This window comes from Cognatishimia activa, assembly GCF_017798205.1.
Lineage (GTDB): Bacteria > Pseudomonadota > Alphaproteobacteria > Rhodobacterales > Rhodobacteraceae > Cognatishimia > Cognatishimia activa_A.
Map to the genome: position 1 here is coordinate 3,005,596 of NZ_CP060010.1, position 15,311 is coordinate 3,020,906.

Annotated in this window: 15 protein-coding genes; 7 read left to right on the forward strand and 8 right to left on the reverse strand. The window is 56.8% G+C overall.

Features of this window, described 5'->3' with window-relative positions:
- Nucleotides 1–297: 297 nt before the first annotated feature.
- The 6 genes from HZ995_RS14885 to purC form a co-directional block, all read right to left on the reverse strand.
- Entirely contained in the window at nucleotides 298–972 is a 675-nt protein-coding gene (locus HZ995_RS14885; RefSeq protein WP_209356437.1) for an HAD family hydrolase, read from the reverse strand.
- An 86-nt stretch (nucleotides 973–1,058) separates the two neighbouring features.
- Nucleotides 1,059–2,393 carry a sigma-54-dependent transcriptional regulator gene (locus tag HZ995_RS14890; RefSeq protein ID WP_209356438.1) on the reverse strand — a complete coding sequence of 445 codons (1,335 nt, stop codon included), beginning with the start codon at nucleotides 2,391–2,393 and terminating at the stop codon, nucleotides 1,059–1,061.
- Nucleotides 2,394–2,406: 13 nt separating this feature from the next.
- Nucleotides 2,407–4,170: a sensor histidine kinase gene (locus HZ995_RS14895; protein WP_209356439.1), complete on the reverse strand. Its 1,764-nt coding sequence runs from the start codon at nucleotides 4,168–4,170 to the stop codon at nucleotides 2,407–2,409.
- 37 nt (nucleotides 4,171–4,207) lie between these two features.
- A complete protein-coding gene (purQ, locus tag HZ995_RS14900) occupies nucleotides 4,208–4,876 on the reverse strand; it encodes a phosphoribosylformylglycinamidine synthase subunit PurQ (RefSeq protein ID WP_209356440.1) in 669 nt (222 codons plus the stop codon).
- Nucleotides 4,876–5,106 carry a phosphoribosylformylglycinamidine synthase subunit PurS gene (gene purS, locus HZ995_RS14905; protein WP_209356441.1) on the reverse strand — a complete coding sequence of 77 codons (231 nt, stop codon included), beginning with the start codon at nucleotides 5,104–5,106 and terminating at the stop codon, nucleotides 4,876–4,878. Before purS ends, purQ begins: the two co-directional genes overlap by 1 nt.
- A 69-nt stretch (nucleotides 5,107–5,175) precedes the next feature.
- Nucleotides 5,176–5,934: a phosphoribosylaminoimidazolesuccinocarboxamide synthase gene (gene purC, locus HZ995_RS14910; RefSeq protein ID WP_209356442.1), complete on the reverse strand. Its 759-nt coding sequence runs from the start codon at nucleotides 5,932–5,934 to the stop codon at nucleotides 5,176–5,178.
- Nucleotides 5,935–6,104: 170 nt separating this feature from the next.
- On the opposite strand from purC, the gene HZ995_RS14915 reads away from it, so the two are divergent.
- The 3 genes from HZ995_RS14915 (at nucleotide 6,105) to bmt (ending at nucleotide 9,720) form a co-directional block, all read left to right on the forward strand.
- Nucleotides 6,105–6,419, forward strand: coding sequence for a DUF1476 domain-containing protein (locus HZ995_RS14915; RefSeq protein WP_209356443.1), 315 nt, complete (start codon nucleotides 6,105–6,107; stop codon nucleotides 6,417–6,419).
- A 294-nt stretch (nucleotides 6,420–6,713) separates the two neighbouring features.
- Entirely contained in the window at nucleotides 6,714–8,564 is a 1,851-nt protein-coding gene (locus tag HZ995_RS14920) for a bifunctional lysylphosphatidylglycerol flippase/synthetase MprF (protein ID WP_209356444.1), read from the forward strand.
- A 133-nt stretch (nucleotides 8,565–8,697) separates the two neighbouring features.
- Complete coding sequence (bmt, locus tag HZ995_RS14925) at nucleotides 8,698–9,720, forward strand: betaine--homocysteine S-methyltransferase (protein WP_209356445.1); 1,023 nt, start codon at nucleotides 8,698–8,700, stop codon at nucleotides 9,718–9,720.
- Here the strand turns inward: bmt and HZ995_RS14930 are convergent.
- Nucleotides 9,717–10,805 (reverse strand): PA0069 family radical SAM protein, encoded by a 1,089-nt coding sequence (locus tag HZ995_RS14930; protein WP_209356446.1) that lies wholly within the window; start codon nucleotides 10,803–10,805, stop codon nucleotides 9,717–9,719. The two genes, bmt and HZ995_RS14930, sit on opposite strands and share 4 nt — an antisense overlap.
- Nucleotides 10,806–11,004: 199 nt before the next feature.
- Here HZ995_RS14930 and HZ995_RS14935 point away from each other — a divergent pair, with 199 nt between their 5' ends.
- Together HZ995_RS14935 and HZ995_RS14940 are read left to right on the forward strand one after the other, a co-directional pair.
- Nucleotides 11,005–11,703: a corrinoid protein gene (locus HZ995_RS14935; protein WP_209356447.1), complete on the forward strand. Its 699-nt coding sequence runs from the start codon at nucleotides 11,005–11,007 to the stop codon at nucleotides 11,701–11,703.
- A 71-nt stretch (nucleotides 11,704–11,774) separates the two neighbouring features.
- Complete coding sequence (locus tag HZ995_RS14940; RefSeq protein WP_209356448.1) at nucleotides 11,775–12,413, forward strand: DUF1638 domain-containing protein; 639 nt, start codon at nucleotides 11,775–11,777, stop codon at nucleotides 12,411–12,413.
- On the opposite strand, the gene HZ995_RS14945 is transcribed toward HZ995_RS14940, so the two are convergent.
- On the reverse strand, nucleotides 12,405–13,028 hold the full coding sequence (locus HZ995_RS14945; RefSeq protein WP_209356449.1) for a helix-turn-helix domain-containing protein: 624 nt from the start codon (nucleotides 13,026–13,028) through the stop codon (nucleotides 12,405–12,407). The two genes, HZ995_RS14940 and HZ995_RS14945, sit on opposite strands and share 9 nt — an antisense overlap.
- Before the next feature lie 82 nt (nucleotides 13,029–13,110).
- Between HZ995_RS14945 and HZ995_RS14950 the strand changes: the two genes are divergently transcribed.
- On the forward strand, nucleotides 13,111–14,640 hold the full coding sequence (locus HZ995_RS14950; RefSeq protein ID WP_209356450.1) for a class I adenylate-forming enzyme family protein: 1,530 nt from the start codon (nucleotides 13,111–13,113) through the stop codon (nucleotides 14,638–14,640).
- Complete coding sequence (locus HZ995_RS14955; RefSeq protein WP_209356451.1) at nucleotides 14,618–15,271, forward strand: DsbA family oxidoreductase; 654 nt, start codon at nucleotides 14,618–14,620, stop codon at nucleotides 15,269–15,271. Before HZ995_RS14950 ends, HZ995_RS14955 begins: the two co-directional genes overlap by 23 nt.
- Nucleotides 15,272–15,311 lie beyond the last annotated feature (40 nt).

Consider the following 15,311-nt stretch of genomic DNA (forward strand, 5'->3'; position numbering starts at 1 on the left):
AGGGGGCCGCGTGCGGCCTCTGCTCGGGATCTCATATCTGTCGCGCGCTTCATCGCGGTTCTTCTCCGACACCGACATTGCGTTGGTGCCAATTACAGGCCCAGAGCTTTTTATCATCCGGGCAGTTCTTTTGCCCCAAAGGGCATATTCAAACTGAAGGAAAACGCGGCGTATCTGTCGCCCCTGCGTTTTCGGTCAGAGAAACTCTCAGTCAGCCTCGCCAAAAAACGGAGGCCGCCACCTCTACTTAAGACGAGGGTTTGCGGAATTACAATGCCAAATGCGACAAATGGCCCGTTAAACCGTGGTTTCGGCAATCAACCCTAGGTCTATCAGCGCCGCGCGCAGGTTTGGCCGCACCTTTTGCCCCAAGTCAGGCAGCGCTTTGCCCGCAGGGCGCAGATCAGGAATTTGATACGTCAGGCACCCCGCAGCCACCGCCGCCTGCGTCCCAAGATCGCTATCCTCAAAGGCCACACAGTCTTTGGGATCTACACCCAGAGCCTCAGCCGCCTCACGATAGGGCGCTGGATCCGGCTTATTGGCAGAGACCTCATCCCCGGCTTTCACCTGCTCAAAATACTCAAAAATCCCCGCGTGCTGCAGGTGATGCCGTGCCGGTTCTCCGTAGGTCGAGGTCACAACGGCCATGCGCGCCTGTTGATCGGCAAGACTGTCGAGCACGTCTTTTACATAAGGTTTCAGCGGCACGCCTTTAGATACATTTTGGGCATGCATGTCGCGCCACTTGGTCTCAAAGGCTCGCGGGTCTACGCCCCGGGGCAGCAGTTCGGCCAAACGAATTGACGTTGTTTTAGAACTGGTTCCAACCAACGTCATAAAGAACGGCTTAGCAACCATGCTCGGGATGCCAATCTGCCCCGTCAATTTCAGAAACGACTGAAGGAACAGCCGCTCGGTATCCAAGAGCAACCCATCCATATCAAACAAAAAAGCGGCGGGTTTGGTCATTGGATCGTCCTGTCTGTCAATCAGAGCTGCGCCTTGCCAGACTTATGTAACAGCGCAAAGACAGTCTTCACGGTTCTTGTGGTTTTTTACAGGTAATCCGCTCGCGCGAGGCCGTATTTTGCCATCTTCTCATTCAGCGTTCGACGCGGCAGACAAAGCTCTTCCATGACAGAGGCAATTGATCCGCGATGACGCCGCATGGTGTTGTCGATCAACATGCGTTCAAAGGCCTCGACGTATTCCTTCAACGGCTTTCCTTCGGTGGTCATCACCGGCTGCATTTCCTCGTGGTCGTTCATCAACAGAGACGCAATCGTGCCCCCGCCCCGCCGCGACTGCAGCACCGCGCGTTCCGCCAGATTGATCAGCTGACGCACATTGCCAGGCCAAGGCGCCTGCAACAGTTGCGCTGCCTCTTGCGCGGAGACTTTCGGCGTCTCACAGCCATATTCTTCGGCAAACTGTTCGGACTGGCGCGTGAACAGCGTCAGGATGTCTTCGCCCCGTTGCCTGAGCGGAGGCACCGTGATCCGCAAGGCCGCCAGCCGATAGAAAAGATCCCGACGGAGCGCGTCCTCGCAGGTGCGGTTTTGCTCCTGCAGGTTGCAGATCGCAATGATACGCGTCTCCGCCGGGGTCCCCTGCTCGTTGATCGCGCTCAGCAAGCGCGCCTGCAAAGTATCTGACAGCGCTTCAATATCTTCCAATACAAGCGTCCCGCCCCGCGCTTCCTCAATTGCGGGCAGTTGGCTGTCCTCAGGCAACATCGGCCCAAAGAGGCGTTTGGTCAGCGCGTCTTCTTCGAGTGCAGAACAGCTTACCAATACGAATTTCTTACCGGCGCGCGACCCAACCGCATGCAACGCATGCGCCACTAAAGTCTTGCCCGTGCCGGTCTCGCCATCAATCAGCACATGCCCATCGGCCTGGCCCAGATCCAGGATATCTTCCTTAAGCCGCGTCATCACAGGCGACGAGCCAACGAGCTTTTTGATCAGCTGCGCCCCGTCAGAAAGTTCCTTGCGCAAGGCGCGGTTGTCCAGCACCAGCCGACGCGCATTGGAGGCCTTTTTCGCAAGCTGACTCATACGATCCGGATTGAACGGCTTCTCCAGAAAATCAAACGCGCCGACGCGCATCGCCTCAACTGCCATAGGCACATCGCCGTGCCCTGTGATCATAATCACCGGCAAAGCGCTATCCGAGCCCATCAGCTTTTTCAGAAACTGCATCCCGTCCATGCCCGGCATCTTGATGTCGGAAATCACAATCCCCGGATATTCCGGCCCCAGCGTTTTCAGCGCGTCCTCGGCACTCGCGAAGGTCTCGGTGTCATAGCCCGACAGCGCCAACCATTGGCTGATGGACTGACGCATATCCCGTTCGTCATCCACAATCGCGATCTTCATTGCCTGAGCCATATTTCGTCTAAGCCTATTCTGCTGCTTCGATATCTTGGTTTAAGATAGGGATCTGCATTTCAAATACAGCCCCCCCGTCCTGGCCGTTTCTTGCCATCAACCGTCCCCCAAGGTCGTTCACGATGCCCGAGGAAATGGCAAGCCCCAGCCCAACACCGTCACCGGGCTTCTTGGTGGTGTAGAAGGGTTCAAACAGATCATTCAGGTTCTCAATCCCCGGCCCATTGTCGCGCACCATGAGGCTCGCGGTTTCCCCCTTGGCAAGGATCACCTCGATCTCGGGATCATCACTGGCTTGGGTGGCATCCAGAGCATTCCTCAAAAGGTTGATCATCACCTGCTCAATCCGCATCCGATCACCCAAGACATTGACCGGTTCATCAGGCAGCACACGGCGAATTTTTATTTGTCTTTGGCGCAGTTGCGGCTCCATCAGCGCGAGCGCTGAGGCCAGCGCTTCGCCCAATTCCACAGGGGTAAACTCGTCTCCTGCCTTTCGCGCATAGCTCTTGAGCTGCTTGGTGATGGCCCCCATCCGCTCGATCAAATCATCGATGCGTTTGAAACTCGACAGCGCCTCGTCGGGACGGTTCCGATTAACCAACAATCGCGCCCCCGCCAGATAGGTTTTCATCGCGGCCAGCGGCTGGTTCAACTCGTGCGATACGGCCGCTGACATCTCGCCCAAAGCGGCCAGTTTCGAGCTCTGAGCCAGCGATTGTTCAGCCACCTCAAGGCTCTGTTGCATGCGTTCGCGTTCGGCGATTTCCCGCTGCAAGCGATGATTCAATGCGCGAAGGCTCGCCGATTCACGCTGAAACAGAGCGACTTTCTGAAAGGAGCGCCGGCTCAGCAAATAGAAGGCCGCGGCCATAAGGATCGCGAATCCCATGATCTCGAGCGCCAGAACGCCGTTCACCCGCTCGCGCACACCGGCATAGGTGGTGAAGCTCGCGATCTGCCAGCCCCGGAACGGAATACGCGCATCCTTGCGCAACACAGCCTCGCCTTGAACGTAGGCATCCGCAGGCAAAGCCGTCCAATCCGAGGTCGCCTGAATGGCGCGCTGAATGGCCCCTTGAGGCGGCTGTCGCTGCAAGGCCGCCTCTTCCGTCAACCCGCGCCATCGCGGCTCTGTTGCCAGCAAAATCGTGCCTTCGGAATCCGTGACCAAAACTGCATCCGAAATCCCCGCCCAGGCCCGCTCGAACTTCTGCAGATCCACCTCAACGACGATGACGCCAAGCACCGCATTCTGCATCTCGACCCGCCGCGAATAGGCAAAGTAATAGCCAGCCGCCTCACGGGGCTCGACCGTAAACACAGTCACATTGCTGCGCATCGCGTCCACATAGGTCTGCGTCGGCTTGAGGTTCTCGCCCAGCCGATTGCGATCGGTTGCGGCCACGATCCGCCCATCTGAATCCAGCATCAGCAAAGACGCCGCCCCAATTTCCTCTACAAAGGAAATCAGCCGCGCGGTGGTCTGGGAATAGTCATCTCCCTGCAACGCAGAGATCAACGCCGGATCGCGCGCCAACAACTGAGGCACAATCGCGCTGCGGCGCAGCTCGGCCAAAAGGTTGCCCGAATAAAGCGCCAGCCGCACCTCGGCGCGGTTGCGTGTGGTTTCTGTAAAACGGTCCGTCAGATAGGCGTTGGTGACCCAAATGGTCGTAATCGCCACAGTCGCCAGGGCCAAAAGCAATGCACGCACACGCCAACTCAGCGTGCGCATGCCGCGCATTTTACCCAAGGCTGTCTCACTCCCGCTCATGGCTGCCAAGCTACGCCGCAGCCACGCCAAGCTCAAGTCAAGCAGAGACCACTTGCTCCATCAATGCGCTGAACATTGCCGATCCGTCGGTGCCGCCATGGCCTGCATCCGAGGCGCGTTCCGGGTGGGGCATCATGCCAAGCACGCGTTTGTTGGCCGAAAGCACACCCGCGATATCCGCAACAGAGCCGTTTGGATTGTCGGTATAGGTAAAGGCCACACGACCCTCGCCCTGCAGACGCGCCAGCGTTTCATCGTCGGCAAAGTAATTGCCATCGTGATGCGCAATCGGGATCTGGATCTCGTCGCCCTCGGTATAGCCCGCAGTGAACGCCGTATCAGACGTCTCGACCTTCAAACCAACCGTGCGGCAGATGTACTTAAGACCCGCGTTGCGACGCAGCGCGCCTGGCAAAAGCCCCGTCTCGGTCAGGATCTGAAACCCGTTACAGACGCCGAACACAAAGCCACCGGCTTCAGCATGTTTCACAACCGCCTGACAGATCGGCGAATTCGCGGCGATCGCACCACAACGAAGATAGTCGCCATAGGAAAACCCGCCCGGCACGCCGACAAAATCGAGCCCCTCAGGCAAAGCCGTTTCCTTGTGCCAAACCATCGAGACATCCGCCCCAGCGCGCTCCAATGCCACCGCTAAATCGCGGTCACAGTTAGAGCCCGGAAAAACCAGAACCGCCGCCTTCATCAGAGGATCTCCACGCGGTAGCTTTCGATCACTGTGTTCGCCAAGAGCTTTTCACACATCTCGTTGACCGTGTCCTCTGTGCTGCCCTCAGCCAAATCCAGCTCGATGACTTTACCCTGACGCACGCCTTCGACGCCATCAAAGCCCAAAGACCCCAGCGCGTGTTTCACGGCCTCACCCTGCGGGTCCAAAACGCCGTTCTTCAGCATCACATAGACACGTGCTTTCATCTTTTTGGTCTCCAGCTCTTTCATCTTGCCAAAAATACTCAAAAGCCCCGGTCTCGCCGGGGCCTTCGCTTAGTTGATCAGGGTCGGCTTGCTCACAGGTGCCGATTTCGGCAGCACACCCAGACGGCGCGCGACCTCGGTATAGGCATCGGTCAGATTGCCCAGATCCTGACGGAACACATCCTTGTCCAGCTTCTGCCCGCTCTCGATATCCCAGAGGCGGCAGCTGTCGGGGCTGATCTCATCGGCTACGACCAGGCGTTGGAAGTCACCCTCATAGACCCGGCCGATCTCGATTTTAAAGTCAATCAGCTTGATGCCGACGCCATACATGACGCCCGACAGGAAATCATTCACGCGCAGAGCGATGCTGACGATGTCGTCCATATCCTGCTGGCTCGCCCAGCCAAAGGCCGCGATATATTCTTCGGGCACAAGCGGATCGCCAAGACTGTCGTCTTTGTAGCTATACTCGACAATAGGCCGTGGCAGCTGGGTGCCCTCTTCGATCCCCATACGCTTGGACATGGAGCCAGCCGCAAAGTTGCGCACGATGACCTCCAAAGGAATGATCTCGCAGTTGCGCACCAGTTGCTCACGCATGTTCAGACGTTTCAGGAAGTGGGTCGGCACGCCGATCTGGCCCAAACCCACCATGAAATACTCGCTCAGGCGGTTGTTCAGCACGCCCTTGCCGTCAATCACGTCTTTCTTTTCCGCATTAAACGCGGTTGCATCGTCCTTGAAATATTGCACGATGGTGCCTGGCTCTGGGCCTTCATAAAGAACCTTCGCCTTGCCTTCATAGATCTTCTTGCCACGTGCCATTGAACGACTTTCCCGGGAATAGAAATGAATATGGGGCGCGCGAGTCCCCAAACTTGCGGCCCTCTTAAGCCATGGGCGAAAATCTCGCAAGCAGATGCGCCCATCTGTTGCGTGATTGCGTTTTTCGCCTATCTAATAGGCACAGGACAATTTTAACGAGGAGACCCTGAATGAGCACTTTTGACGATCGCGAAACCGCCTTTGAAGCCAAATTCGCCCATGACGAAGAAATGCAATTCAAAGCCGAAGCGCGCGCCAACAAGCTGCTTGGTCTCTGGGCTGCAGAACTGCTTGGCAAATCTGGCGATGAGGCTGAGGCCTATGCCAAAACCGTCGTGGTGGCAGACTTTGAAGAAGCCGGCAATGAGGATGTGATCCGAAAGGTCGCTGGCGATCTAGGCGATAAATCCAGCGCCGATGAGGTCCGCGCCAAGCTCGCCGAGACGCTCAAAATGGCGGAAGACCAACTGCTTTCTGAAAGTTAATTGGTTAACCCACTCGCCCAAAAGGTTACCAACCCCGCCCATTTCTGTGGCGGGGTTTTTCATACCAACAATCTCATATTTATTTTGAGCCGCCGTTTTTGTCATAGAAACAAGGCCCATCGGCACTGAAAAACACCGAAATCGTCACACCTCAACCGCGGGGCGAACACATTCTGACCACTTTCTCCGCGTTAATTCTGGTTAAGGCGCAGAAGCGCTAGGCAACCAAAAAATAAAATTCGGTCCGGACAACGGACACGAGCTAAGGCGAAGGGTCAGAAGATGAAACAGGCGATGAAAAACGCCCCTAAGTTTGCGCGGCACATTGTGCCACTGGGCATCGGCGCAGCGTGCCTCTGGGCACTAAATAATCAACTCAGCGATATTGACTTCGGCACGCTTTGGGCGGCCGTAAAATCTGTGAGCCTCTGGCAATGGGCGCTTGCGATGGTCTTTACCGCAATCAGCTTTTTCGCCATTGCGCGCTATGACGTTGTCGCGCATCGGCATTTCCAAACAGGTATCTCCGGCCGTCGCGCCACGATCACAGGCGGTTCCGCCGTGGCGCTGGGTCAGACGCTGGGCATGGGCGCAGTTGTCGGCGGCTTCGTGCGCTGGCGCATGCTGTCAGGCCTGGGCGTCGTCAAAGCCGCCAAGATCACAGCCTTTGTCACCCTTTGCTTCATGTCTGCATGGGCGATCGTAACCTCTGCAGCCATCGTTGTTGCGCCAATGGCAGACATTCCGCTGTCCGTTCCAATGTGCGCGCTGATGCTGGCTGCAGGCCTCATGGCGCTGTCCTTCTTCAAGCCAAGCATCCGCGTCAAAGGCAAACGCGTAGAGCTGCCGACCGTAAAAGCCATGGTCGCAATGCTGGTGCTCTGCCTGATCGACACGCTTTTCGCGGCCGCAACCCTGTGGGTTCTGCTGCCTGCGGGCGTCATCGATCTGACTGTGGCTCAGCTTTTCCCGATCTACATGCTGGCACTGGGCGCGGCGCTGTTGTCCGGCACCCCAGGTGGCGTTGGCCCGTTTGAACTCACCTTGCTGGCTTTGTTGCCATTCGCACCTGAAGCCGAATTGATGGCAGCAATCCTTGCCTTCCGCGTCGTATATTATGCAATCCCTGCGATTATCGCTGGCGTCACCCTGCTGCGTCCGATGGCAATGGGCACCGAAGCGTTCGACCGCGAGGTCTCTTGCCTCGACACAACCCTCACCAAAAACACGGCGCGTGCAGAGCTGGGTGTGGTCCGTCAAAACGGCGGCGCGATTGTTAGCCTTAAAAGCGGCACCTGCGGTGTTGTGCGCACCGGTCAGACCCTGACCTCGATCTTTGATCCGGTGCACAACGGCGAAGATTTTGCGAAACATCTGCGCGCCTTTGCCCGCGAACAGAACCGCATCGTGTGCAAATACAAAATCACTGCACCTCACGCGATCAAAGCCCGTAAGGCTGGCTGGGCCGTGCTGCGTGTCTCTGACGAGGCGATGGTGGATCCAGCCGGTCACACGATGGAAGGCTCTGCCTACCGTCAGCTGCGTCGCAAACTGAAGAAGGCGGAAAAAGAGGGTGTTCAGGTTGTTGAACAATCCACCGGCCTGCCTTTTGCCGAGATGAAGCGCGTCTCTGAAGCATGGGAATCCCGCAATGGCGGCGCCAAGGGCCTCTCCATGGGCCAATTCGAAGAGGACTATATCCAGCGTCAGCGCACCTTCCTGGCGTGGAAAGAAGACGAGCTGGTTGGCTTTGTCACCTTCCACACCACGGGCCACGAATGGGCTCTGGACCTGATGCGTATCGCACCGGGTGCACCAGATGGCACAATGCATCTGATGGTGAATGAGGCGATCCTAATGGCCCGCGAAGAAGAGGTGCCAAACGTCTCCCTCGCCGCGGCCCCTGTCCTGCCAAAGGACAACACCTCTATCGAAGGTCGTCTGCGCACGAAATACTTCGAGAAAGCCGGTGGCAAAGGTCTGCGTCAGTTCAAAGATTGCTTCAACCCTACATGGCAGCCGCTTTATATGGCAGCCCCGGGTCCAGCCCAGTTGGTGATCGCAGCTTTCGACCTGATCCGCTCGATCAAAAACGCGAAACCCGTGGCCAAACCTCGTGTGCAGGCTATGCGTGTAGCCGCTTGATTTGAAAGCGTTTCGCCCCCTTCCCTTCGCTTAGAATCGAAACGCTTTCATAATCATGATGAAGAAAATGAAATTGCCGCTTCTGACGCCTCATGGCATCAGGAGCGGTACATTTTTTTCAAGGACTCACCCCATGACCAATGCCCTCTCTAAACTCCTAGAGACCCGCGACTGGCTTTTGACCGACGGCGCGACTGGCACAAACCTATTTAACATGGGTTTGACCTCTGGCGACGCGCCAGAGCTTTGGAATGATGAGCATCCTGACCGCATCAAGAAACTCTACTCGCTGGCCGTGGACGCAGGGTCCGACATCTTTCTGACCAATTCCTTTGGCGGCAACGCGTCGCGGTTGAAACTGCACGATGCGGGCCACCGCGCGCGCGAATTGTCCCGTAAATCCGCCGAGATCGGCCGTGAGGTCGCAGATGCCTCGGGCCGCACGGTTGTGGTTGCTGGCTCTGTCGGCCCGACCGGTGACATCATGCAGCCCGTGGGCGACCTTAGCCATGCGGACGCGGTCGAAATGTTCCACGAGCAAGCTGAGGGCCTGAAAGAAGGTGGCGCAGATGTGCTGTGGCTGGAAACCATTTCCGCCCCTGAAGAATTCAAAGCCGCCGCCGAAGCTTTTGCGCTGGCCGATATGCCCTGGTGCGGCACCATGAGTTTTGACACCGCCGGACGCACCATGATGGGCGTGACCTCTGCAGCCATGGTCAGCATGGTCGAAGGCCTTCCGAACCCGCCAATTGGCTTTGGCGCAAACTGCGGCACAGGCTCTGCCGATATCCTGCGCACGGTTCTGGGCTTTACGGCTCAGGGCACAGAACGTCCTGTGATTTCAAAGGGGAACGCGGGTATTCCGAAATACCACGACGGCCATATTCACTATGATGGCACACCTGAACTGATGGCGGATTACGCCGTTCTGGCGCGCGATGCGGGTGCGACGATCATCGGCGGATGCTGTGGCACCATGGCCGAGCACCTGTCCTCGATGCGCGACGCTCTGGAAAACCGTCCACGTGGCGAGCGACCGTCCCTGGAGCAAATCGTTGGAGCCGTCGGCGCCTTTACGTCCGACAGCGATGGCACAGAAGAAGGCGCCGGAGGCGCTGATGAGGGCCGCCGGTCCCGCCGTCGTCGCCGCGCTTAAAACAAACTCAGCTGATCCCCCGCAGCGATAGGCCGTTCAAACAGGTCGTATCGCAGCGGGGGCAGCTCTTTGGGCAATCCGGTGCGCCGCATTGCAATCGCCACACGATGCGCGATCATTTGGGCATAAGTGCCCTCGCCGCGCATCCGCTTGCCCCACTCTGCGGAATAGTCTTGCCCGCCATGCATCTCGCGGATCAGGGACATGACCTTGGCTTTGCGGTCTGGGAAATGCGTCGCAAGCCACTCTTGAAACAGCTCTGACACCTCAAGCGGCAGGCGCAACATGATCCAGCTGACCGCCTTCGCCCCAGCCGCGGCCCCGGCACCGATGATCCGCTCCACCTCATGATCGGTCAGACCCGGCACGACCGGCGACACCATCAACCGCACCGGAATGCCTTCTGAAGCCAGCTTTTCTATCATTCGCAAGCGCCGATCCGGCGTCGGCGCGCGGGGTTCCATCAAGCGGCTGACCTTTACATCCAAAGACGTCACAGAGATCCCGACCTTTACCAACCCCTCGCTGGCCATTCCTCGCAGAATATCCAGATCCCGTTCAATCAATGTGCCCTTGGTGACAATTCCGACAGGGTGCTTGAAGTCCCGCAGGACCTCCAGGCACTCCCGCATAATGCGCTGGCTCTTCTCAACGGGCTGATAGGGATCCGTGTTGGTCCCAATCGCAATCGGGGCCACCGCGTATCGGCGATTGCGCAGCTCTTTCTCCAGCAGCTCCGCCGCATTCGGTTTGGCAATCAAACGGGTCTCAAAATCGAGACCCGGCGAATAGCCCGCATACGCATGCGTAGGGCGCGCGAAGCAATAGACGCAGCCGTGCTCACACCCGCGATACGGGTTGATCGACCGGTCAAACCCAAGATCAGGCGAGGCATTGCGGGTGATGATCGTCTTTGCTGTCTCAAACGACAAATGCGTGCGGAAATCGCCACGCTCTTCGTCAATGTCCCTGCCGTCATGTACCTCGGATCGTTCAAGTTTTTCATACCGTCCCGAGCTGTTGCTGACAGCACCGCGAGCGCGGCGTCGGGGCGGGTCTATCAAGAGATCAGGATCATGGGGCATGCCTCAAACTAGAACAAAACAAGAACACACGCAATTCATAATCATGCTGCAAGAATTTCGATTGAAAACAGGCGTTTTCGGCGGCACAAGTCGCACTCAGCGCGGTCAGTGTCGCATATTTGACAGCCGATTCATGCGAAACACACGAAAGCTGACGGAAAGAAAACGGGCGCCAACGCCAAATCTTAAGGAAGAGCCTATGTCCGACGAAGAAGATATCATCCTCTCTGAACTCGACGACGAAGAACTTGTCGAACAGATGTTTGATGACCTCTACGATGGCCTGAAAGAGGAAATCGAAGAGGGAACCAACATTCTGCTGGAGCGCGGATGGGAACCCTATGACATCCTGACCAAAGCTTTGGTCGGTGGCATGACCATCGTTGGTGCGGACTTCCGCGATGGCATCCTGTTTGTGCCTGAAGTTCTTCTGGCCGCAAACGCGATGAAGGGCGGCATGGCGATCCTAAAGCCTTTGCTGGCTGAAACCGGCGCGCCTCGTGTTGGTAAGATGGTCATCGGCACTGTGAAAGGCGACATCCACGACATCGGTAAGAACCTTGTCGGCATGATGATGGAAGGCGCAGGCTTTGAGGTTGTTGATCTGGGCATCAACAACGCAGTCGAGAGCTATCTCGAAGCGCTTGAAGCGGAAAAACCAGACATCCTGGGCATGTCCGCCCTGCTGACCACCACCATGCCTTACATGAAGGTCGTGATCGACACGATGGTCGAGCAAGGCATCCGTGAGGACTATGTGGTTCTGGTCGGTGGCGCGCCGCTTAACGAAGAGTTCGGCAAAGCGATCGGCGCAGACGCCTATTGCCGTGACGCGGCGGTGGCTGTTGAGACCGCCAAAGAGATGATGGGCCGCAAGCACAATGCGCTGAACGCGTAAGCGAGACCAAATTCCTTAATTACCGGGCTCGCTTTCACCAAAGCGGGCCCGTTTTATTTGATGGGTGTAGAATGGATTTGAGCGACGAAGACCTAACCCGCGATGGTTTGGCTGCCGAGGCCGCCAAGGGCCGCATTCTGCTCATTGCCTGCGGGGCCCTGGCGCGCGAGATTCTGGATCTGCAAAAGGCAAATGGCTGGGACCATATGGTTCTGACCTGCCTGCCTGCAATCTACCATCTGCATCCTGAAAAGATCCCCTCAGAAGTGCGTAGGATCGTCGAGGAGAAACGCGATGATTTCGCCCAGATCTTTGTGGTCTACGCCGATTGCGGCACCGGTGGCATTTTGAAAAACACTTGCGACGAGTTGGGCGTGGAAATGGTGCAAGGCCCTCATTGTTATAGCTTTTATGAGGGCAACGAGCGTTTTGCAGAACTCTCAGAAAACGAGTTCACGTCCTTCTACCTGACCGATTTCCTCGTCCGCCAATTTGATGCGTTCATCATGAAACCCATGGGGCTGGATAAACACCCAGAGCTGCGGGACATGATCTTTGGCAATTACGAAAAGCTGGTCTATCAGGCGCAGATCGAAGACCCAGCACTAAAGGCCAAAGCCGCCGAATGCGCAGACCGTCTGGGGCTGGAATTTGAATACCGGTTCACCGGCTACGGCGATCTGAAATCGGCGCTAAACGCGTTAAACTAGCGACGTCACCCAAAGGATTTCCGCATCCTCTTGGCTGATCGACACCACATTATGCCCCATGGTCGCGTCATAATAGGCGCTGTCACCGCGACGCATTTCGATCGGCTCGTAAAACTCGGTGTAAAGCTTCACCACACCGGTTAGAACGTACAGAAATTCTTCACCATCATGACGCACCCAGCCATCAAATTCCTCGACCGACCGCGCCCGAACCCGCGCCTTATATGGCAGCATCTGCTTCTTTGAGAGCTGCTCGGCCAGCAATTCATGCTCATAAGTGGTGGTTGCCCGCTTCGCACCCTGCCCGTTCTTATTGACAGACATGCGCCCGTTGATCTGATCACGCTCTGGCGGCGTGAACAGCTGCGGCACCGAGATCTGCAGACCCTCGGCCAGCTTGCGCAGCGCGTCATAGGTCGGCGACATCTGACCGTTTTCGATCTTGGACAGAGTCGAGCGCGCTAATCCGGCCTGATTTGCCGCCCGCTCCAGAGTCCAATCCCGCGCCTTGCGCAGCTCGCGCACGCGCGCGCCGAGATCTAATGGCTCTGGTTCGTCTTGAACGCCATTTTCGCGGGCCACTTGGATTAGGCTTTTGGGGTCTTTGTCACTCATGACGGTGCTTCTAGGCCGCAGTTCGCGAAACTGCAAGGCTGAGGCGCTTGTGCGGCAGGGGTGCCATGGCCTAGCAGAGCATATGACCTCTGTTTTCCATCAAGGCGATCCCGCGCCCTGCCCTGTGCCGTTCAACTACGCAGCACATGTCCTACAGCACGTAAATGAACTAAATTCAAAAACCGCGCTTATTATTGCAAATAGGACTAGGTATGAAAATTGGACCTATAGTGAATTATCCAACCTAATTCAGTCTATCATAGTAGAGTTTAAAACAGCGTTCATTGTGCCCGGAGACATTTTGCTCATGCGATTGGGCAATACGTTGGAGTTTCCGGCCACTTATTTGGCCGCTTTGGCCTTGGGCGCGGTACCTGTGCCGACCTCTCCGATGCTGACAGAGGCGGAAATCGCGAAAATCATCACAGAATTGCGCCCTAGAGCGATTGTCAGAGACCCGAAACTCTCTTTGCCAAAGTGTGAGACGCCCGTCATCACTTTGCCGGAAACGAGGGCATCACAAGATCCGATCCAGTTTCACATGGGCGATCCGAACCGACTTGGCTATATCGTTTACACCTCTGGAACCTCGGGAAAACCCATGGCTGTCGCCCACGCACATCGTGCAATTTGGGCGCGGCGGATGATGATTTCTGACTGGTATGATCTGCGCGCCAGCGACCGGGTGTTTCACGCAGGGGCCTTCAATTGGACCTTCACCATGGGCACCGGATTGATGGATCCTTGGTCTGTCGGCGCAACAAGTCTGATCCCCGCGCCAGAGACCAAAATCGACGACATTCCAGATTTATTGCGAAACCACAAGGCAACTATATTCGCAGCAGCTCCAGGCGTTTACAGAAAACTTTTAAAGCAAAAGGCGAACCTGTCGAGCCTAACCCTGCGCCATGGTCTCTGCGCCGGAGAAAAGCTGTCTGAGGACCTGCGCAAAGCCTGGCAAGACGCCACGGGCTGCGATGTGCATGAGGCTTTTGGCATGTCAGAATGCTCGACCTTTATTTCCGGATCCCCCGCAAACCCTTGCAAACCCGGCACGCTCGGACGCCCCCAAAAGGGCCGCCACATCGCCATCCTAAACGGCGACACCCCGGCCCCGCGCAACTCCCCCGGCGAAATCGCCGTGCATCGCGGCGATCCGGGCCTCATGCTGGGCTATCATAATGCCTCTGATGCCACCGCCGCCAAATTCCGCGGCGATTGGTTTGTGACCGGCGACCTTGGATCAATGGACCAGGACGGCAATGTTACTTACTTAGGCCGCGCGGATGACATGATGAACGCAGGCGGCTATCGCGTCTCGCCTCTCGAAGTCGAGGACGCCCTTCGCCAGCACCCAGACATTGAGCAAATCGCCGTCACGGACGTCGAAATCGCCAAAGACGCCCGCGTCATTGCCGCCTTTTACACATCTGCGTCAGAGATCACTGAGGATGATTTAAAGCGTTTTGCCAATTCCTTTTTAGCCAGCTACAAACAGCCCCGCATCTATCAACGCGTTGACGTACTGCCGACCAATCCAAACGGCAAATTGTCTCGCAAACTGATGCGCCAAACCTTTGAGGCCCAAAATGACCGCACCGATAAAACTTGATGTCCTGTCTGATCCGATCTGCCCGTGGTGCTATATCGGGAAAACCCATTTGGATCGGGCACTTGCGGCCGAAGAAGACCATCCTTTCGTGATCGAATGGCACCCGTTTCAACTCAATCCTGACATGCCCGAGGACGGTATGGATCGTCGCGAGTATCTCGAACGTAAATTTGGCGGTAAGGATGGTGCGATCCGTGTTTACGGCCAGATCGCGCAACATGCCGAGGACGCGGGCATCCAAATCGACTTTGCTGCGATCCAGAAAACGCCAAACACAGTGAACGCGCATCGCCTGATCCATTGGGCGGGCATTGAAGGCAAACAAAACGAGATCGTAGACGCTCTGTTTTCAGCCTATTTCAAAGAAGGCCGCGATATTGGCGATATCGAAACCCTCGCAGACATCGCAGACAATGCCGGAATGGACGCCGCTGTCGTAACACGGCTTCTTAAAAGCGATGAGGACAAGCAAAGCATCCGCGACCGGGACGTTCACAGTCGTGAAATGGGTGTGAACTCTGTGCCGACCTTCATTGTCGGCAGCCGTCATGCTGTCCCGGGTGCTCAGCCACCGGAACTGTGGCAGAAGGTAATCAAAGAACTGCGCGAGAAGGCCGAGGGTGCTGAATGAACAGATCGCACGAGTGGGTTGCATCGACGCATCTTTAGGG